The sequence below is a fragment of the Collinsella aerofaciens genome (assembly GCF_028207065.1).
In the GTDB taxonomy this organism is placed as follows: Bacteria; Actinomycetota; Coriobacteriia; order Coriobacteriales; family Coriobacteriaceae; genus Collinsella; species Collinsella aerofaciens_AR.
This window is the reverse complement of sequence record NZ_JAQLFP010000013.1, coordinates 14,386-33,041: the sequence shown is the minus strand read 5'-3', so window position 1 is coordinate 33,041 and position 18,656 is coordinate 14,386. Positions and strand designations below refer to the sequence as shown.

The following is an 18,656-nucleotide window of genomic DNA, read 5'->3' as shown; positions in this document are numbered from 1 at the left end:
GGGTCTCCTTAGCTAATTTAGTGCGGCCTATCCGTGTTTTGTTTCTGGCTGTGTTTGATGTGCAGACCGAGGCCGGCGGTCCCCGCGCCTGCTGCTGTGGCACCTACTGCCAAGAGCCATCGTCTGTCGCCTGTCTGCGCCAACGGTTCCTCGCGGTCGCCGCGGTCGAGTTCCGAGAGATCGACCGTCACTTGCGTGGCGGCCTGTGCCTGTTCTTGCTGGGCAAAGGCCATGGCTGGCCCAAACGCTAGGATGCTGACGGTGGCGGCCAGGGCGATAGCCTTATGCCGTGTGCGCACCGGGCTCGACCGTCCAGGTGATCGTTGCAACCTGATCGCCTTCGCCGGTTACGCGGAAGATGTCGCGCGTGACGCGGGCGACGTTTCCGCTTGTCTTGAGCTTAATTTTGTCCGTGCCGCCGGCAATGCCCTGGTAGCCCATGTCGAAGGCTGCATTCTTGGAAAGATCGAGGCCCGTCTCCTGCATTGCGGCGCTGGCGTTCTGGAGTGCGCCGTCGGGGCCGACCTTAAAGTCGATGGAATTCTGCGCGGTTCCGGCCTTGGCGTCGGCGGCAATGGTCCAGGTGTTCATGGCGTCGATCTTCATGTTGGTGACATGGATGCCGTAGGCCGAATGATTGTCGATGGTGGTCGCGTCTTCTGAGGGGCCCTGAAGCGTGCCGTCGGCCTTGGCGACGAAGGGAATAACCGTCGGAACTTTGAACTCTACGTTGTCGATCTCGGTCCTGACCATTACTTTCGTGGTTCCAACGCGCCCGGCTGCCAGAGCCGGCGTCGGGGCGGCGCCCATTGCGAGCGCGAGCGCGAGCCCTGCGCCCACGACGAGCGCTCTGGCTCCGTTCATGTTCCTGGTGATGTCCATGGTCGTTCCTTTCTATTCGCCGCGGGCCGTCCCCGCGATGATTGGACGAATGCTGGTGAATTGCGTGCGGTGCCGCGTCGGCCGAAAAAGCTAGTTCTCGGCTTGCTCAACCCGTACCCTGACACGTGTCGGATTGCCGTGGCTGTCGAGGGTCTTGGCATCGAGTGCCTGGATCTCGATGTATGCCTCGCCTTCTTTGATGTCGCCGGCGGGGCACGTCTCGATTGTCTTGCCGGTCTCGACCACACCGGATTCGTACATGGTCTCGTCGTTTTGGATGACGCGGAATCGCTGGGGAAATTTATTGTCTTGGACGTTTTGCACGTTGACGCGCAGCTTGCCGTCCTCCTGTAGCTGAGCGACCGGCGCGACCGAAATCGTCATCATGTTGTCGCGGACGATGGCATCGAGCTCATCTTGGATTTCTTGTCGCGATTTGCCCTCTGCCGTCGTGACTGAGGCGCCCGCTTCGGGCACGGGCTGCGACTGCCAGGCGTATAGCCCTACGGCGATGAGGGCGCAGACGATAGCCAGGCAGACAACGACGAGTTTCTTGCGACGCCCCAGTCCTGCGAGGCGGGGCGGCTTCTTCGCACTCATGCGGCGTCCTTGGTGGTGTAGACACGTGCGAACGTGGACGGGTCCGCTCCAAAGAGCATGTGAAGCATCAGGCGGCGCGAGTAGATGAGCTCGTCAAAGTCGTGAGGGAGCTCGATGTCGTGGATACGCGCGATGTGGTGGGCGAGCGCCGAGAACGACTCGGGGTCGCAGATAACATCGGTGGTGACGTGGTAGACCGCCGTATCGGGGAACGCCTCTTCGTCGAAAGGCAGGAGATAGGGATCGTCGTCGACCTCGATGGCGACGCCGTACTGGGGCCAGTAATATGCCATGGGAACCTCCCTGCTTCTGGGGCCAAAACTTCTATCGGTTTTGGTTGTCGACGCCGACCGTATCAGCCGCTACTTGACCAATTTCTGACCAAATGCTTGACGGATTGACATCTCCGCAGGTAAAAGGTGGAAAAAATTACTTCAACTTTTTTCGAGCGACAATCGAGCGGTCGGCGACGGCGGGGCGATATGTGTCAAAAGCATCGTCTGCCGAGGAAGCCTTGCCGTTCGCCGAATTGCACAAACGTAAAAATCGCCAATTATGGAGACGGTCTCGAACACGTCGACGAAACGATGCGGTAACATCTCCCTGCAAACACTGTAGTTAGCTAAAGGGGGAGTTCGCGTGTCTGCAACCATTAAACCCTTCACCGATGAGTTCGAAGAGTATGGCCGCGATGAATCTCGTGCATCGGGCGAAGCATCGAGCATCTCGTTTCCGACAACGGAAGACGAGGTCCGTGCCATTTTGGAAACGCTCCATGCCGAGCGTGTCCCGGTAACGGTTCAGGGCGCCCGAACCGGCCTTGCCGCCGGTGCCGTGCCCCACGGTGGGCATATCCTCAATACTTCCCGTATGAATCGCTACTTGGGCCTTCGCCGCGATGAACAAGGCCAATTTCTGCTGCGCGTGGAGCCGGGCGTTGTGCTCTCGGAGCTGCGTAAGCAGCTGAGCAAGAAGGTACTGCCGACCGCTGGTTGGGACCAGGCATCGCTTGAGGCCTACGAGGAGTTCCAAGAGTCCCCCGAGCAGTTCTTTCCCACCGATCCCACCGAGGCATCTGCCTGTCTGGGTGGCATGGCGGCATGCAACGCCTCCGGCGCCCGCAGCTACGCTTACGGCCCCATGCGCCCGCATATCACGGGACTCCACGTCGCGCTGGCTGATGGCGATTTGCTTGAGCTTCAGCGCGGCGAGGCTTTTGCCCAGGGCCGCCACCTGTCGCTCGTGACGGCAGAGGGCCGTACGCTCGAGCTCGATCTTCCCGGCTATACCATGCCCGAGACAAAAAATGCCTCAGGCTATTTCGTTGCGGACGATATGGACGCCATCGACCTCTTTATCGGCGCGTGCGGCACGCTCGGCGTTATCACCGAGCTCGAGATTGCCCTGCAGGCGGCGCCTGCGGTCGTTTGGGGTGTGAGTTGCTTTTTCGATAGCGAGGACAAGGCGGTGTCCTTTACCGATTCCGTGCGCCCTGTCCTGTCCCATGCGGCTGCCATCGAGTACTTCGATGCTGGCGCCCTGGATATTCTACGTCGCCAGCGCGAGCAGTCGACGGCGTTTGCCTCGCTGCCGGCGCTCGACAAAGAGGCCAAGGTATGTGTCTACGTGGAGCTCGATTGCGATGACGAGGCGCAGGCGACCGAGGAGCTGTACCACTTGGGATGGGTGCTGGAGCTTGCGGGCGGCCGCGACGATGCGACATGGGTCGCCCGCAACGAAGTCGATCGCGAGTGCCAGCGGTTCTTCCGCCACGCGGTGCCCGAGAGCGTCAACATGCTCATTGACGAGCGTCGCCGCACCGACCCCACCATTACCAAGCTGGGATCGGATATGTCGGTGCCCAATGCACGCCTTGCCGATGTCGTGGCCCTCTATCGCCGCACGCTGGCCGAAAGCGGGCTTGAGTCTGCTGCCTGGGGACACATCGGGAACAACCATCTGCATGTGAACATCCTGCCGCGCGATGCGCAAGACTACCGTCGTGGTGGAGAGCTCTTTGCCCAGTGGGCTTCCGAGGTCACGGCCATGGGCGGTGCCGTTTCTGCCGAACACGGCGTCGGCAAGATCAAGGCGGGCTTCTTGGAGACGATGTACGGCCACGAGGCCATGGTCGAGTCGGCGCGTCTCAAACTCCAGCTTGATCCTGCCGGCCAGCTGGGTCGCGGCAACCTGTTTACGGAGAAGCTCTTGGATGAACTCGTCCAGAAAGGGGGCGCGTGAAGATGAGTGATTTCCATATGGTGGTGTGCGTCAAGGCGGTGCCCGGAAGCACCGAGGTCAAGATGGACCCCAAGACCAATACTATCGTGCGTGATGGCAAGCAGGCGGTCATTAATCCCTTCGATGCAAGTGCTCTCGAATGTGCGCTAGCGCTGAAGGACGACTTTATCGGCTTTGGCATGGACGTGCGTGTGACGGTGGTGTCGATGGGCATCCCCGCGACCGAATCGCTGCTGCGCGACTGCATCGCCCGCGGTGCCGACGACGCGCTGCTGCTGACCGACCGAGCCTTTGCGGGTGCCGATACCCTAGCCACCACCTATGCCCTCAAATGCGGCATCGAGGCACTCGATGAGGACTTTGACCTGCTCATCTGCGGCAAGATGGCAGTGGACGGCGATACGGCCCAGATCGGCCCCGAGCTGGCCGGAGCCTTTGAGATTCCCTGCGTGACCGACGTGAGCTGTGTGCAGAGCGTGGGATTTACGACGTGTGGCTCGCTGGCGCTCGTCCACGGCTGCGATGCCGGCGAGGAGACGGTGTACCTGGAGATGCCGTGTGCAATGACGACTGCCAAGGAGATTGGCCAGCTGCGCATGCCGAGTATTGCCGGTATTCGCGCGGCCGAGGATGCAGGCGTGCGCGTGGCCAGCGCTGCCGACGTGAACGCCGACCCCGCACGCTGCGGCCTTGCCGGATCACCGACGCAGGTCGTGCGCTCGTTTGTGCCCGACCGTGACCAAACGTGCGAGGCCGTTGAGGGAACGGCGTCCGAGCAGGCGGTAAAACTTGCCAAGATTATCGAGGGGATGGCATAGATGAGCGGGCTGATTATCGATAGCGAAGTCTGCATCGGCTGTGGTCGCTGCGTTCGCGCCTGCGCCTCGGGCGGCATTGTGGTGGAGGGCGAGCGCCCCAATCGCTGTGCCCGCGTAACCGACGGCTGTATCCTGTGCGGCGGGTGCGTCGACGCCTGCCCCGTCAACGCCATCTCGATCGAGCGCGACGAGGCCGCTGGCGCGGTAGACCTTGACGCATATCGAGACATTTGGGTCTTCGTGCAAACTGACAAGCACGATGCCGTGGCATCCGTGGCCTTCGAGCTCATGGGCAAGGGGCGCGAGCTTGCTGATGCACGCGGCTGTCGCCTGGTGGCGCTGATCGGCATGGGTTCCGAGGGCTCGCTCGGGGACCTCGAACACCTGGTTTGTGCCGGCGCGGACGAAGTTCTGGTCTGTCGTGACGAGCGCCTGCGTCAGAACGACGCGGAGGTCTATGCTCGCCTGATCTACGATTTGGTGGCCGAGCGCAAGCCCGAGGCCATTCTGTACGGCGCGACCGCCTTTGGTCGCGAGCTGGCGCCCGGTGTGGCTGTGCGCTTGCAGACGGGCCTTACGGCCGATTGCACGGTGCTTTCTATGGATACGGAGACGGGTCTGCTGCAGCAGACGCGCCCGGCGTTTGGCGGCAACCTGATGGCCACCATTATCTGCCCCAACCACCGTCCTCAGATGGCAACGGTGCGCCCCGGCATCTTTAAGGCGCCCGAGTTTGACTATAGCCGCTCCGGCACGATTACCCAGATAGTGCTTGCGGATGACGTTGGGGCCCGCGTCGAGATCTCGATTCCCGCCGAGGAATGGGGACAACAGGCCTCAATTGCCGATGCCGAGCGTCTGGTCGTGGTGGGTCGCGGCATTGGTTCCAAGAAGAATCTGCCCCTGATGCGAAAGCTCGCCGATGCCCTGGGTGCCGAGCTTGGTTGCACGCGTCCCATTGTGGAGGCAGGCTGGTTGGAGTATCGCCACCAAATTGGCCAGACGGGTGTATCGGTCTCGCCCAAGCTCCTCGTGAGCATCGGTGTCTCGGGTGCTATCCAGCATCTCGCCGGCATCGGTGGGGCGGAGTGCATTGTCGCCATCAATGAGGACCCGGATGCCCCCATCTTCGGTGCCGCCCAGTACAAGGTCGTCGGCGATGCCGTTGAGATCGTTGAGGAGCTCCTAACTCAGCTTGAGCACTAGGCGCGCGCCAGCCAGGTGCGCATCTCGTTCTTTAGGCGCTCCCAGGTTGCTTGCGTGGCGGGGTCGCTAAAAGGCCGTGCAATGCCAAAGGGCGCGTCGAGCAGGCGGTGGATATCGCCCTGCTCGCGCGCCAGCGCGCGGCTCGCTGGATAGACGAGCTCAAACATAAAGCAGATGAGTCCCACCAGGTAGTCTGCGGGCTCATCGCGCTCATCGCGCGTGACGCAGCGGTGCTCGTCAAAGGCGGCAAGCGTCGGTGCCGAGAAGCGACTGGCTAGAAACGCGTCCTCATCCACCTTGAGGATGGTGTCGACGGTGCTGTCGGCGATGGTGCGCATAATGTCGATCTTGTCACCATCGCGCACGATATCGCAGAAGCTTCGCGTGCGCACGTCGAGCTGCGCGGGTAGACGGAAATCGCTGTGATAGGCAATGCTCGCTCGGATGAGCTCATCTTCTGCCGGGTCATCGATAAAGTCGCGGATGCTTGTTACGGCGGGTGCATCGGCGGGATTCTCGCCAAAGAGGACCTCGATGCCCAGCGCCGCATGGCTCATGCTCTCGGCGTCCTTAAAGGTGTCCCAGCGTCGCAGCTGCTCAAAGCGGCCCATATCGTGTAGCAGGCCGCAAAGCCATGCTAGGTCAATATCTTCTGACGACCAGCCCTGCTCGCGCGCTACGGCATCGCATGCCTCGGCCACGTGGTACGTATGCTCGATTTTGAGCGCGATGCGTGGGTTGGTGGCGTCGTAGGCATCGGTGTAGCTTTTGAAGGCCGCGCGCGCCCGGTCTCGATCGATAGCTGTCATAATGACTTCCTAAAAAGTTGTGTCTTTCGATCCGGTGGCAATTGTAGGCGAACTCGGTTGCTGTCGGATGATGATTCTGCCGTGTCGCTACATGCGGCTCGGAGACCTTGTCAGGATGAGAAGCGTATGGTGCTCAAAATCGTTAGAACCGTCTGGCCGGTGATGCTTACCTATGTTGCGATAGGCGCGCCGTGCGGAATGATCATGGGGCAGACGGGAATGGAGCCCTGGATGGTCTTTGCTCTGAGCAGCACGTTTGTGACGGGCAGCGGCCAGTTTATGATCTGCAATCTTTGGCTGGCGGGCGTACCGGCACCTTCGATTATCGCGAGCGTCGCCGCCATCTCCTCGCGCTTCGCTCTTTACTCGGCATCGATCGCACCCCATCTGGCGGGCGCCTCGAAGCGTCAGACGCTGGCTGTTGCCGCGACGCTCACCGAGGAGGCATACGGCATCTCGCTTGCCAGGCTGGCTGAGGGGGAGGATTGGGGCCCGCGCGAATCCTTCGTGCTCAACGTGATCCTCATCGCGACATGGGGCGCTTCGTGCACGACGGGCGCCATCGTCGGTGCCGTTGTCGATGTTCCCACCGCTATTGCGAGTTTCGTCTGCACGTCACTCTTTATCTGTCTACTCTTTTCGCAGCGGCTGTCGCGCGGCAACGTTGTCGCGGCGGTTTCGGGCGCGGTGTCCGTCGCCGTATGCAAGTTCTTGGGCCTCACGAATATTGCCGTGCCGGCAAGCGTCGTGGTCGGCATTGCCATTGCGCTGGCGTGCGATGCTGTATTAGACGGAAGAGGTGCCCGCGATGCCCGTTAACGAGTTCTTGGTTCTGTGGCTGTCGTCGTGGGCTGCTATCGCGTTCTTTCGCATCGCGCCGGCGTTTGCCTTGCGCGGGAGAACGCTGTCGCCCCGCATTACCGAGGCCCTGGGTTATATCCCGCCCGCTGCCTTTGCCGCGCTGGTCGCCAACGACTTGGTGAGCCCCGGCGCGTTCGACGCGGGACCCTGGCCTGCCTTGGTTCCCTGGATTGCGGCCGCCGGCGTCGTGGTCGTGGCGGTCAAGACAAAATCGATGCTGTGGTGCTGCGTCTCGGGCATCGTACTCTATATCGTCTTGAGCCTTATATAGGGGTGGCGTCGCGGGCGCCGAATCTCGTTCCATCCCAACTTGTCGAGTTTTTCACCGAGCTGGTCTATTTCTTCTGGTACCATGGTCAAACTTTACTGTAGCAAAGCGTGACGTGGGCTTTTGTACCCCGTCAGCGGAAATGGGGGTTTCATGGCACAGGAAGCAACCGCCAACGAGCAAAAGAAATTCAAGGTCCCGCGCATCCCGGGCGACATCATGATTTATCCGATGATCGTCGGTCTTTTGCTCAACACCTTCTGCCCGCAGGTTTTTGAGATCGGCGGATTCTTTACGGCTGCCTGCCGCGGTGGCTCCAATACCATCGTCGCCGCGATCCTGCTGTTTGTGGGCGCCGGCATCAGCTTTAAGTCCACGCCGGGCGCTATCAAGACCGGCATCGTCGTGCTGATTCCCAAGCTGGTCGTCGCAGCGGCTCTCGGCCTGGGCGTGGCATATTTCTTTAACGACAACTTCCTGGGTCTGAGCTCCGTGTCTATCATCGGCGGCATCACGTTTTGCAACATGGCGCTCTATACGGGCATCATGGGCGAGTTCGGTGATGAGTCTGAGCAGGGCGCCGTCGGTATCCTGTTCTTTACGGCCGGCCCCGCCGTCACGATGATCATCCTCGGTGTTTCCGGCCTCGCCAACATTCCCATTGGCACCATTATCGGCTCCATCTTGCCACTCGTTATTGGCATGGTTCTGGGCAACCTGTTCCCGTTTATCAAGAACCTGCTGGTTCCCGGTGCCAATCCCGCGATTGCCGTCATCGGATTTCAGCTCGGTGCGTCCATGAGCCTGTCGAGCTTTATCACCGGCGGTATTTCCGGCATCTTGCTGGGCCTTGTCACGCTGTTTGTCGTCGGTCCCATCACCTTTGCGTTCGAGCGTCTGTGCGGCGGCAATGGCAAGGCCGCTGTGGCTTGCTCCACCATTGCCGGCACGGCTGTGACCACACCGGTTGCCCTCGCCGAGGTCGCACCGCGCTACGCCGAGCTTGCGCCCACCGCGTACGCTCAGATCGCCACCGCCGTTATCATCACGGCGATCATGGCTCCGATTCTGACTGGCTGGGTCGACAAGAAGTTCTGCCAAGGCAAGGAGGATCTGTCGCCTGTCGGTGTCGAGGCCATCGAGGAGGCCGTCGCGGCTGACATCGATGGCGAGTAGCAATCGATACCCATCAATGATGCCGGCGTGTGCAATTCGCGCCGTATGGGCGCCCGAACAGAAACTGTTTTGCAGTGATGTTCGGGCGCTCTGCTATTATCCCCTTTACCCCTGCGGAGTAAAGGGGTGTTTATTGCCCTGATTCGAATTGGGCGATTCTGACCACTTGGGTATTGAAGGGATGGCGCTAGTGGTTAAGGCACTCAAGATTGAGATATTCGTGCTATGCATGATTGTTCTTATCGGGCTTGCCGTGCGAAGTCGTCGCTCCTTGTTCTCGAGCACCCAGCAGCTATTGTTTAGCATGCTGGGCTACACCTCTGCCGCGTACATATTATTCGATATGATCTGGACGCTTTCGGACGGTGTGGACGGCACGTTGGGCATTGCTGCCAACTGGATTTCCAACGCGGTTTCGTTTTCGCTCTTTGCTATCGCGTGTCTCATTTGGTTTATCTATTCCGAGACGGTGCAGGGTTCTCGCCTTTTGACCTCGCGCTATAGGGTGGTGCTTGTTGCGTTGCCTACGGCTCTGGTGGTCGTGCTGGCGTTTACCAGTTACTGGACGCACGCCCTGTTCTATATCGATTCGCAGGGCGTGTATCGTCGCGGCTTTGCCTATATGATCCAGCCCATCGTCAGCTACTGTTACGTTATACATACGTCCCTGCATGCATTTGTGCAATCTCGCAGGGTCGAGAGCCTGCAGACGAAGGCCATCTATCGAACCTTGGCATTTTTCGCCATTCCGGCCCTGGTGGGCGGTACCTTTCAGGTCGTATACTCGGTGCCCGGCCTTTGTGTCGGCATAATGATTAGCATGTTGCTGCTCTACATCATCTACCAGGAGCAGCTCATCTCGACCGACCCGTTGACTGGACTTAACAATCGCAACCGTTTTGAGACCTATATGCTGTCGCTCTTCTCAAATGTGGATCAGGCCGAAGATGTATATCTGCTTATGATGGACGCCGACGGCTTTAAGCAGATTAACGATCGCTATGGGCATGTGGAGGGCGACCACGCTCTTCAGGTCATATCCGCTGCGCTCAAAGAAGTCTGCTCGGCGTCTGGCGGCTTTATCGCACGTTATGGTGGCGATGAGTTCGTGGTGCTCCAAAAGGCAGTGGCGGAACAGGATATCATGCATCTGTGCGCGACAATCAACGATGAGCTCGCGCGCGCCGAGGTTCCGTATCTGTTGCGGATGTCCATCGGCTACGCACGGGTTGGTGATGGCGTCGATACCTGGCAAGACTTGCTTCGTGCTGCCGACGCGGAGCTCTACCGCGTAAAGCGCGAGAAGAAGAAAGCCGGCGTTCAGATACGCTAGGAAAAGGGGCACACGACCGTTGCGATGGTCGTGCGCCCCTTTTGCGTTTGTGGGGGCCACCGGTCATAATGCCCAGGCGCGGTGCGGCAAGACGGGCGTCTGCCGCCGCGACTCGGTGCGAAATCAACGAGAACCAGTGCATTCCATTAAGCTAAAGTGTGTGAAGGCTCTCCCTAAAAAGGTGAGCTCTCTAGGCTTTTTTGGGTTTGTTGACGATGATGATGCCGCTGCAGACCAAGAGCAGGGCAACGATGACAGTAACGGGGCTCGTGCCGGCGCCCTCGCCAAGCAGCAGTGCGCTCAGCAGTACGCCAAAGACCGGGTTCATAAACCCAAAGACCGAGACGCGGCTGACGGGGTTGACGGCAAGCAGGCGCGACCACAGCGAGTAGGCGACCGCGGAGATAAGCGCCATGTAGATGATGAGCACGATGGCGGGGACAATCGCCGTGGGGGAGAGCGCGCCACCCATCAAAAAGCCGATGGCGGTGAGGACCAGGCCGCCGACCAAGAACTGCCACCCGGCAAGCAAGACGCCGTCGTGCTTGCGCGAGAAGATGCCGATCAGGCAGGTCGAAAGAGCACCCGCGACAGTGGAGGCTAGGATAAAGCCCTCGCCATCGAGCCTGAAGCCAAAGGTGCCATCTGCGCCCGAGAGGTTGACGAGCGCGACGCCGGCAAAGCCCAGCGCACAGCCAAGCACCTTGGCCGTATTGAGCTTCTCGGTGTGAAATGCCAGGGCGGCAAAGAGGATTGCGAGGAAGTTGGCGCTGGCCTCGATGATGGAGCTCGACATGGCGCTGGCGCACGAGAGGCCCAGATAGAAAAAGAAGTACTGCCCGATAGTCTGGAAGAGCGACAAGACAAAGATGGGCTTGATGTCGCGAGCCTGCGGAATGAGGGGGCGGCGTTGGGCCGCACTCATCCCAACGATAACCAGGGCGCCGGCAAGCGTGAAGCGCAAGCCCGCAAAGAGCAGCTGCGAGGCGCTATCGTGCGCCGGGATACCAAAGAGTGCGTAGCCGATCTTGATGCAGGGAAACGCCGATCCCCAGAGTGCACAGCAAACAAGACAACCCAGGATGAGTCCGGGCAGGGTGGCGAGATACGGCTTGCGGCTTTCCATGATGTCCTTCCTGCATGCGCGAAGCAAAAAAGAACCCGCCACCGGATGTGTCGGTGGCGGGTGTTGTTACCCGAGGGGATTGTACCCGATGGGAAAGGTTTAAGCGAAGTAGGCCACGCCGCTCTCAAAGATCGGCATGAACTTATCGCCGGGGACATGCTCGGGCACGTTGCGGTACAGGTTGTCGCCGCGACGCTCGGCATGGCCCATCTTGCCCAGGACGCGGCCGTCGGGGCTCGTGATGCCCTCGATGGCGAGTGCGGAGCCGTTGGGGTTGACAGAGAGATCCATGCTGGGCTTGCCGTTCTCGCCCACGTACTGCGTGGCGACCTGGCCGTTGGCGATCAGCTGGGCGAGCACTTCGTCATTGGCGACAAAGCGGCCCTCGCCGTGGCTGATGGCGACGGTGTAGGGGTCGTCCAGGCTGCACTGCGACAGCCACGGGGACAAGTTGGACGAGATGCGGGTGCGCACCAGACGGCTCTGGTGGCGACCGATGGTGTTGAACGTCAACGTGGGCGCATCGGGCGTGGCGTCGACGATGTCGCCGTAGGGCACCAGGCCGAGCTTGATCAGGGCCTGGAAGCCGTTGCAGATGCCCAGCATCAGGCCATCGCGGGCCTTGAGCAGGTCGCGGACTGCCTCGGTGACCTCGGGAGCGCGGAAGAACGCCGTGATGAACTTGGCAGAGCCGTCGGGCTCGTCGCCGCCCGAGAAGCCGCCGGGGATCATAACGATCTGGCTTGCACGGATGCGGCGGGCAAGCTCGCGGGTGCTCTCGGCGACGGCCTCGGGCGTGAGGTTGTTGATCACGAAGGTGTCGGCCTCGGCACCGGCGGCACGGAAGGCGCGGGCGCTGTCGTACTCGCAGTTGTTGCCGGGGAACACGGGGATGATCACGCGCGGGCGGGCGATCTTGGCGCCGCCGTACACGTGGATATCCTTGGCGCGGAAGTCGATGGTCTCGACCTCGGGGGTCTCGCCGGCGCTGCGGTAGGCGAAGACGCCCTCGATGCCGCTCTCCCAGGCCTCCTGGAGCTCGGCGAGCTCGATGACCTCGGAGCCGGTGTCGATGACATAGCCCTCGACGGTGGTGCCCAGGGGCTCGACGACAACGCCGTCGGCGACCTCGGGCAGCTCGGCATCCTCGGCGAGCTCGACGATAAAGCTACCGTAGAGCGGGGTGAAGAGGCTCTCCACGTCCACATCCTCGGCAAGCTCGATACCGATCTGGTTGCCGACGCACATTTTAAAGAGGCTCTCGGCGCCGCAGCCGTAGCCGGGCGTGGAGATGGCCAGGGCGTTGCCGTTGGCGGTGAGCGCCTCGACGGCGTCAAACGCGGCGAGCAGCTGCTGGGCGTCGGGGCGGTAATCCTCGCCGTAGGTGGCGGGGGCGATGCGGACGACGCGGTGCGTGAGGCCCTTGAACTCGGGCGAGACGGCGCGGGCGGCCTTGCCCACGGCGACGGCGAAGCTGATCAGGGTCGGCGGAACGTTGAGCTCGCCGGTCTCGTCCTCAAACGAACCGCTCATGGAGTCCTTGCCGCCGATGGCACCGGCACCCAGGTCGACCTGAGCCATAAGGGCACCCAGGACGGCAGCCATGGGCTTGCCCCAGCGCTCTGCTTCGGTGCGCAGGCGCTCGAAGTACTCCTGGAAGGAGAGGTAGGCGCGCTTGTGCTCAAAGCCGGCGGCAACGAGCTTGGCGATGGACTCGACCACGGACAGGTAGGCGCCCGCAAACTGGTCGGCCTCCATCAAATAGGGGTTGAAGCCCCATGCCATGGCACTCGCTGTGGTGGTCTCGCCGTCCACGGGGAACTTGGCGACCATGGCCGAGCTCGGGGTGAGCTGCGTCTTGCCGCCAAAGGGCATGAGCACGGTCGCGGCGCCGATGGTGGAGTCGAAGCGCTCGGAAAGGCCCTTGTTGGAAGCGACGTTGAGGTCGGTGACGAGCGAGGTCATGCGCTCGGCGAGCGTGGTACCGGCCCAGCTGGGCTGCCACACACTGCGGGCGCAGACGTGGGCGACCTGGTGCTTGGGCGCACCGTTGGAGTTGAGGAACTCGCGGGACAGATCGACGATGGCGACGCCGTTCCAGGCCATGCGCATGCGCGGCTCGGCGGTAACCTCGGCGATAACGGTCGCCTCCAGGTTCTCCTCGGCGGCGTAGCCCATGAACTCCTCGACGTCACCGTCGGCGACGGCGCAGGCCATGCGCTCCTGGGATTCAGAGATGGCGAGCTCGGTGCCGTCAAGACCGTCGTACTTCTTGGTCACGGTATCAAGGTCGACATACAGGCCGTCGGCAAGCTCGCCTACAGCGACCGAGACACCGCCGGCGCCAAAGTCGTTGCAGCGCTTGATCAGACGGCAGGCATCGCCGCGGCGGAACAGGCGCTGCAGCTTGCGCTCGACCGGGGCGTTGCCCTTCTGGACCTCGGCGCCCGATGTCTCGATGGACTCGGTGTTCTGGGTCTTGGAGGAGCCGGTGGCACCGCCGATGCCGTCACGGCCGGTGCGGCCGCCCAACAGGATGATCTTGTCGGTGGGGGCGGGGCACTCGCGACGCACGTGGTTTGCCGGGGTAGCGCCCACGACGGCGCCGACCTCCATGCGCTTGGCGACGTAGCCGGGGTGATAGAGTTCGTTGACCTGACCGGTGGCAAGGCCGATCTGGTTGCCGTAGCTGGAGTAGCCGGCGGCAGCAGTGGTCACGAGCTTACGCTGCGGCAGCTTGCCCTCGAGCGTCTCGGACACGGGGACGGTGGGGTCGCCGGCGCCGGTGACACGCATGGCCTGGTACACGTAGCTGCGGCCCGACAGCGGGTCGCGGATGGCACCGCCCACGCAGGTGGCGGCACCGCCGAAGGGCTCGATCTCGGTCGGGTGGTTGTGGGTCTCGTTCTTAAAGAGGAACAGCCAGTCCTGGTCCTCGCCGTCGACATCGACCTTCACCTTGACGGTGCAGGCGTTGATCTCCTCGGACTCGTCGACATCGGTCATGACGCCGGTCTTCTTGAGGTACTTGGCGCCGATGGTGCCCATGTCCATGAGGCAGACGGGCTTGGTGTCGCGACCGAGTTCGTGGCGCATCTCCATGTAGCGGTCGAAGGCCTGTTGCACCACGGCGTCGTCGATCGTCACGTCGTCCAGGACGGTGCCGAAGGTGGTGTGGCGGCAGTGATCGGACCAGTAGGTGTCGATCACGCGGATCTCGGTGATGGTGGGGTCGCGATCCTCATCGCGGAAGTACTGCTGGCAGAAGGCGATGTCCGCCTCGTCCATGGCAAGGCCGCGCTCGGAAATAAAGGCGGCAAGGCCGGCTTCGTCGAGCTCGCGGAAACCGTCGAGCACCTCGACGGGCTGGGGCTCGGGGGTCTCCATGTACAGCGTCTCGGGCAGGTCGAGCGAGGCGATGCGCGCCTCGACGGGGTTCACCACGTAGTGCTTGATGGCATCAATGGCGGCCTCGTCCAGAGCGCCCGAGATCATATAGACCTTGGCGGAGCGCACGGCGGGGCGCTCGCCCTGGCTGATGAGCTGCACGCACTCGCTGGCGGAGTCGGCGCGCTGGTCAAACTGGCCAGGCAGGAATTCGACGGCAAAGACGGCGCCATCGCTTGCGGGGAGCTCGTCGTAGGTCACATCGACCTGGGGCTCGCTAAAGACGGTCGGCACGCAGGACCGGAAAAGCTCCTTGTCGATGCCCTCGACGTCGTAGCGGTTGATAATCCTCAGGGCCTCGATGCCCTTGATGCCGAGAATTTCGGTCAGCTCGCCCTTGAGCTGCTGAGCCTCGACGTCGAACCCGGGTTTCTTCTCCACGTAGATACGAGAGACCATTGGTTCCTGCCTTCCTGATCGGTTGGGCGTACGGTACGGTATGCGGCAGCGGTCGGTTTGCGGGGTCTGCCCTGCGGTCGCCTTGAGCCACATGTTTGTAAACCTCACTATGATACGACAGCTCGCGGCGCGTTGAGGACGGCGAGGGTGCTACAGTGAAGCGCAAACAAGAGAAAGGCATCACATGGCATTCGTTTCGCTCGCCATCATCGCACTCGTGGCCTTTGCGAGTCCTTTTATCGCCTCGGCGATTCCCGGAAAACCCGTTCCCGAGACGGTCTTTTTGCTCGTGCTCGGCGCGGTACTGGGACCCCATATGCTCGGCGTCATCCATGTAGATGCTGAGGTCTCGCTTGTGTCCGAGCTGGGCCTGGCCTTTTTGTTCCTGCTTGCCGGCTTTGAGATCGACCCCAAGAGCATCACGGGCGTCGAGGGGCGCTACGGCTTGGCGACGTGGGTCGTCACGTTTGGTATCGCCTGGCTTGCCGTGCGCTTTACCCCGTGGTTCTCAGTCAGTCATTTCGACGGTATCGCCGTGACGCTTGCCCTCACTTCGACGGCGCTCGGTACGCTTGTGCCCATCATGCGTGAGCGCTCGCTCACCGGCACGCGCGTGGGCGACTCGATTCTCGCGTATGGCACTTGGGGCGAGCTCGGTCCCGTGCTCGCCATGTCGGTGCTGTTGTCTGCCCGCACTGGCATCCAAACGCTCGTTATCCTTGGCTTGTTTGCGGTGGTTTGCGTGTTGCTGGCCGTGGTCCCGAGCCGCTCCAAGCGCGTCGGCAGCCGCTTCTTTGCATTTGTTGAGGAGCGCGCCGATACCACGTCGCAGACCTTCGTGCGCCTGACGGTGCTCATCCTGGTCACGCTCGTGGCGTTCTCGGCTGTCTTTGATCTCGACATCGTGTTGGGTTCTTTTGCCGCCGGCTTTGTCCTGCGCTATATCATCCCCGAGGGCAACCATACGCTCGAGACCAAGCTCGACGGTCTGGCCTACGGTTTTTTGATTCCGGTGTTCTTTACCGTATCGGGCGCAAAGATCGATCTGACGGCCGTGGCGTCGCGCCCGGGTCTGCTCGTGGGCTTTATCGTGGCGTTGTTGATTATTCGTGCCGTGCCCATTCTTATTTCCATGAGCATTTGTCCTGCGACGCGCGATGTGTCGGCGTATGGTCGCATTACCGTGGCCCTGTACTGCACCACGGCGCTGCCGATCATCGTTGCCGTTACGAGCGTTGCCGTCAACGCGGGCGCGCTGTCGCAAGATATTGCGTCGGTCATGGTTGCCGCCGGTGCCATCACGGTGTTCTTGATGCCATTGCTCGCGCAGCTCTTCTACCGCGTGGTGGATGCCGCACCGGTCGCCGCCGTGGCAGAGGTTGCCGAGCATCCATCCGATGCGCTCGACATCTTGCGCGCCCACCACGACCTAGCGAGCTTGCTCGCGCGCGAGCATGAGCTACTGACTTCGCATGGCCATGGTCGCGTATTCGAGGGCCTGCCTACGCTCGATACGATTGCCGAGCGTCTTTCCGCCGAGGCAGCGAGCGGCCACATCGATGCCCGCATCGTGGACGCGGCGCACCTGCTTGCCGATAAGACCTATGGAGACGAGGTCGACCCGTCCGAGCTGACTCCGCGTGAGCGCCGCCGCCTGGAGCGCGCCAAGCTCGCTGTGCGCGAATACCGCCGCCGCATGCTGGAGCTCTATGCGCGCGAAGAAGCCGAAGACGACGACGGTAAGTAGTCGATACTTTCTCGGGGAAGCCGCGTCCCGCTTTGAAGGCTCGGAACGGGATGTGGTTTCCGAAACGGGGGCCGTTGGGAAGCTGTGTCCCGGAATGGGCGCTCAGAGTGGGATGCAGTTTCCGCGAGAGGCTCGTTAGGGAAAGCGCATCCCATTCTGAGCCGGAATTATGGGACGCAGTTTCCTTTTCGAATAGAAGGAGGTGCGCTGCCTGCGGTTGATGCAGACAGCGCACCTTCTTGCATAAAGCTCTGCTGAGGTTTGAAATTAGCTCGCTATGTAAAAAAGAACCCTTAATTCCCAATACTTCAAATTCTGAAATTAGACAATGCATTTCTTGAGTCTTAATTGCAAATATCGGATATATTCGAAATAATGAAAGACGATTAAGCTATTTGATTTCAAAGGAGCGATGAAGCGATGGCGTACAAGACGCTCGAAAAACTCTTTTATGCAGATCCAAGCTCCGATCGTTATGCTTGCCATGACGAGCTGCTGCGCGAGCGCCTTACTGCCGACGGCACGGTGCGGACTGGAATTCACCTTGAGCATGGTGAACTGTTCGCTTGTGTTCCTTTGAACCTGTCCGTTGCTAGCGAGCGGATCCTCAGAAAAGAGCGAAAGATTTCCAACCTGTGGAACAGCTTGCCTTATGTGGCTTTGGGGGCCTCGATTCGTTCGCTGGTGCTTGAGGAGGTTGTTTTCAGCAACGAGATGGAGGGTGTGCACAGCACGCGGCGCCAGATTGAAGCGGCGCTGGAGTCTGCGGAGGATGCTGCGGCCGAACTTTGCGGTGCCGCCGAAAAGGAGCACACTCCTTTTATTGAATTCGCTCGCCTCTACCTTCAGCTGGTGGATGGTTCAAGTCGTCCCGGCAAACCCGAGGATATTCGCGAGATTTTCGATGCCGTCACTAAGGGCGTGCTTGACCCGAAGGACCGTCCGGATGGCAAGATGTTCCGTTTGGGTCCCGTTGTGATTGAGAACAGTCGGGGCAAGATTCTCCATCAGGGTGTTTCCTCGGAGCCCGAAATCATTGACCTCCTTGGCAAGATGATAGAGTTGGGCAATCGCGAAGATGTCCCAAGCCTCTATGCAGCCTCAATCTGCCATTTTCTCTTTGAGTATATTCACCCCTTCTATGACGGTAACGGGAGAACGGGGAGGTATCTTCTCGCGTTGAGCCTGAACGAGACGTTGTCGCAGCCTACGGTGTTGTCGCTCTCTAGGACGATTGCTGAGAATAAAACCGCATATTACAAGGCGTTTGACGTGGTGGAGAGGCCCCTTAACGGTAGCGAGGCTACTCCGTTTGTTGCAATGATGCTTGATTTGGTCGAGCAAGCGCAAGATGCCGTTCTGAGCGATTTGGCCGAAAAGCGCGTACAACTCGATGATCTCAAGCGGGCGATCGATGAACTCGACGATACGTTTACCGAAAGGGCAAAAGATATTCTGTTTTATGCGGCACAGATGCATATCTTCGGTGCCTTTGGTGAATCTACGCTTGATGGTGTGTCGGGCTATCTCGATGTGACAAAGCCGACAGCGAGTAGGTCATTGTCGAGCCTAATCGCTGCCGGATATTTAGAAAAGGTGTCCGCAAGGCCGCTCGTGTGCAAGATGACGGTGGCGGGACTTAATCTGCTCGGGCTAGAGTGAACATCGGTTATCAGACAAATGAACACTCCGAGCGTTTGCCCGCCATTCCTCCATGGTGTGAAATCGCTCTTATCCCATTGA

General features: G+C 60.8%; 16 protein-coding genes. 9 read left to right on the top strand and 7 right to left on the bottom strand.

Annotated features, from left to right (window positions below):
* Positions 1–17: 17 nt before the first annotated feature.
* The 4 genes from PMX72_RS05240 to PMX72_RS05225 all read right to left on the bottom strand — a co-directional run bounded on the left by PMX72_RS05240 (position 18) and on the right by PMX72_RS05225 (position 1,775).
* Entirely contained in the window at positions 18–233 is a 216-nt protein-coding gene (locus PMX72_RS05240; RefSeq protein WP_143759223.1) for a hypothetical protein, read from the bottom strand.
* Between the two features lie 49 nt (positions 234–282).
* Positions 283–882, bottom strand: coding sequence for a hypothetical protein (locus PMX72_RS05235; protein ID WP_089573324.1), 600 nt, complete (start codon positions 880–882; stop codon positions 283–285).
* A 90-nt stretch (positions 883–972) separates the two neighbouring features.
* A complete protein-coding gene (locus PMX72_RS05230) occupies positions 973–1,482 on the bottom strand; it encodes a cell division protein FtsQ/DivIB (protein WP_117803729.1) in 510 nt (169 codons plus the stop codon).
* Positions 1,479–1,775: a hypothetical protein gene (locus PMX72_RS05225; protein WP_089573322.1), complete on the bottom strand. Its 297-nt coding sequence runs from the start codon at positions 1,773–1,775 to the stop codon at positions 1,479–1,481. Before PMX72_RS05225 ends, PMX72_RS05230 begins: the two co-directional genes overlap by 4 nt.
* A 346-nt stretch (positions 1,776–2,121) precedes the next feature.
* Here PMX72_RS05225 and PMX72_RS05220 point away from each other — a divergent pair, with 346 nt between their 5' ends.
* Genes PMX72_RS05220 through PMX72_RS05210 form a run of 3 tightly spaced genes read left to right on the top strand, consistent with a single transcriptional unit; the run spans position 2,122 to position 5,747 of the window.
* The gene (locus PMX72_RS05220; protein WP_117736797.1) at positions 2,122–3,723 is read left to right on the top strand and encodes an FAD-binding oxidoreductase; all 1,602 of its coding nucleotides are present in this window, start codon (positions 2,122–2,124) and stop codon (positions 3,721–3,723) included.
* A gap of 2 nt (positions 3,724–3,725) precedes the next feature.
* Positions 3,726–4,541: an electron transfer flavoprotein subunit beta/FixA family protein gene (locus PMX72_RS05215; RefSeq protein ID WP_271729320.1), complete on the top strand. Its 816-nt coding sequence runs from the start codon at positions 3,726–3,728 to the stop codon at positions 4,539–4,541.
* Entirely contained in the window at positions 4,542–5,747 is a 1,206-nt protein-coding gene (locus PMX72_RS05210; RefSeq protein WP_271729319.1) for an electron transfer flavoprotein subunit alpha, read from the top strand. It abuts the gene before it with no gap.
* Here the strand turns inward: PMX72_RS05210 and PMX72_RS05205 are convergent.
* Entirely contained in the window at positions 5,744–6,556 is an 813-nt protein-coding gene (locus PMX72_RS05205; protein WP_271729318.1) for an HD domain-containing protein, read from the bottom strand. The genes PMX72_RS05210 and PMX72_RS05205 overlap by 4 nt on opposite strands.
* Here PMX72_RS05205 and PMX72_RS05200 point away from each other — a divergent pair.
* The 4 genes from PMX72_RS05200 (at position 6,458) to PMX72_RS05185 (ending at position 10,194) form a co-directional block, all read left to right on the top strand.
* On the top strand, positions 6,458–7,375 hold the full coding sequence (locus tag PMX72_RS05200) for an AzlC family ABC transporter permease (protein ID WP_334203745.1): 918 nt from the start codon (positions 6,458–6,460) through the stop codon (positions 7,373–7,375). The two genes, PMX72_RS05205 and PMX72_RS05200, sit on opposite strands and share 99 nt — an antisense overlap.
* Positions 7,365–7,688: an AzlD domain-containing protein gene (locus PMX72_RS05195; protein WP_271729316.1), complete on the top strand. Its 324-nt coding sequence runs from the start codon at positions 7,365–7,367 to the stop codon at positions 7,686–7,688. Before PMX72_RS05200 ends, PMX72_RS05195 begins: the two co-directional genes overlap by 11 nt.
* A gap of 150 nt (positions 7,689–7,838) precedes the next feature.
* Positions 7,839–8,861, top strand: coding sequence for a 2-keto-3-deoxygluconate permease (locus PMX72_RS05190; protein ID WP_271729315.1), 1,023 nt, complete (start codon positions 7,839–7,841; stop codon positions 8,859–8,861).
* A gap of 190 nt (positions 8,862–9,051) precedes the next feature.
* Positions 9,052–10,194 carry a GGDEF domain-containing protein gene (locus tag PMX72_RS05185; protein ID WP_158566189.1) on the top strand — a complete coding sequence of 381 codons (1,143 nt, stop codon included), beginning with the start codon at positions 9,052–9,054 and terminating at the stop codon, positions 10,192–10,194.
* Positions 10,195–10,384: 190 nt separating this feature from the next.
* Here the strand turns inward: PMX72_RS05185 and PMX72_RS05180 are convergent, their stop codons facing one another.
* Together PMX72_RS05180 and PMX72_RS05175 are read right to left on the bottom strand one after the other, a co-directional pair.
* A complete protein-coding gene (locus PMX72_RS05180) occupies positions 10,385–11,320 on the bottom strand; it encodes a DMT family transporter (RefSeq protein WP_271729314.1) in 936 nt (311 codons plus the stop codon).
* A 99-nt stretch (positions 11,321–11,419) separates the two neighbouring features.
* A complete protein-coding gene (locus PMX72_RS05175; RefSeq protein ID WP_271729313.1) occupies positions 11,420–15,166 on the bottom strand; it encodes a phosphoribosylformylglycinamidine synthase in 3,747 nt (1,248 codons plus the stop codon).
* Positions 15,167–15,350: 184 nt separating this feature from the next.
* On the opposite strand from PMX72_RS05175, the gene PMX72_RS05170 reads away from it, so the two are divergent.
* Together PMX72_RS05170 and PMX72_RS05165 are read left to right on the top strand one after the other, a co-directional pair.
* Positions 15,351–16,913, top strand: coding sequence for a cation:proton antiporter domain-containing protein (locus PMX72_RS05170; RefSeq protein ID WP_006234446.1), 1,563 nt, complete (start codon positions 15,351–15,353; stop codon positions 16,911–16,913).
* A gap of 420 nt (positions 16,914–17,333) precedes the next feature.
* Positions 17,334–18,575: a Fic family protein gene (locus tag PMX72_RS05165; protein WP_117774095.1), complete on the top strand. Its 1,242-nt coding sequence runs from the start codon at positions 17,334–17,336 to the stop codon at positions 18,573–18,575.
* Positions 18,576–18,656: the final 81 nt, after the last annotated feature.